Genomic DNA, 1,340 nt, shown 5'->3' with positions numbered 1-1,340 from the left:
TTGCTGTTATATCTTTTAAACTCTCCTTATCCTTTGACTTAAATATTCCTTCCTGTAAGGTTCTGTTAAACCTTTCCACTCTCCCGTTACTTTGATGATGAAATGGAGTTGTAAAATGTAGATTAATATTTCTTCTTTGTGTCCAAACCGATACTTCACGACTTAAGAATTCCTTAGCTTGATCCATAATAAGCATTCTAAATGGTAATTCTTGAACAACTTCATCTAAGAATTTTACGACTGCTTTCGCACTTCTAGAAGAAATTACTTTTGCAAAGCCTTTTCTAGAAAAATAATCTATAGCTGAGATTATATACCTCCCATTTATGGGTCCAATGATATCGACTGCCATCTTTTCTCCCTTTTCGAAGCTGTTAACAAATCTTATCCTTGTTTTCTTCTTAGCATTGTACTCTTTGCACTCTTTACATTTCTGCAGAACTTTACGCACTAAAGTATTTAAATCTTTCCACTTGTACGTTTGTTTTAACTCGTTCAATACAATTTTATAGCCTCTGTGTACTAAGTCTATATGTTTTTTCCTGATTATTATTATTTTTTCATATTCTATAGGTTCAGCTTCATTCAGACTTCCTGCGGATACTGTGGCTATATCCATGTCTTTTTCGGATGTTAAACTTCTACTTAACGCATCCACATGAGGTATTTCTTCACCTTTTCTGTACTGTATCACCGGTAAGAATACATTCAATCTTTCTAACCACCTTTCAATCCTTTGTGATTTCATTTCACCATTGTTTAATGCTTCCAAAGCCTGGTGATCAGTAATCAAATCAAACTCTCGGCCATATAAAAAATATTTGAGCTTTTCCATGGCCCACAATGCAGCAAGACATTCCTTCTCACTTATACTGTAGTTGAGTTCACTGTCTCTAAGCTTCGTTGAAATAAACATAATAGGAACTTTATCCTTTTCATCTCCTTGTGGTAGGATAGATGCTACTCCAGGCGTGCTTGCATCCGTCTCGAATGTGAATATTTTCGTGAAATCTGGCTGTGCTAAAACTAAGCTACTCAAAAGAATCTTCTTAAGCTTTACAAAGGCTTCTTCTTGTTCGTCTTGCCAATAAAATGGTACTTTAGTGCTTATTAATCTAGAAATTGGTTCCAGAAGCAGCAAACATCGAGGAATAAACTTTCTATAATAATTCACCAACCCTACAAATCTTTGAACCTCGTTTCTATTTGAAGGCTTCTTATATTGTTCTATCGCCTCTTGACTCTCAATCATCGGTCGAATTTCGTCTTCGCTGAGTGTATAACCTACAAAGTCTGTTTTACGGAGGTTAGTCTTCGTTTTCTCTTTATTAATTAGCAGA

Annotated in this window: 1 protein-coding gene; it reads right to left on the bottom strand. The window is 35.1% G+C overall.

Features of this window, described 5'->3' with window-relative positions:
* Positions 1-1,252, bottom strand: a 1,252-nt coding sequence (locus tag ACRC28_RS10775; protein ID WP_438543450.1) for an RNase H-like domain-containing protein, incomplete at its 3' end; no start/stop codon positions are given.
* Positions 1,253-1,340: the final 88 nt, after the last annotated feature.

This window comes from Clostridium sp., assembly GCF_051650885.1.
In the GTDB taxonomy this organism is placed as follows: Bacteria; Bacillota; Clostridia; order Clostridiales; family Clostridiaceae; genus Clostridium.
Note: the sequence above shows the minus strand (reverse complement) of the source record. Positions and strands in the feature narration are given on the sequence as shown.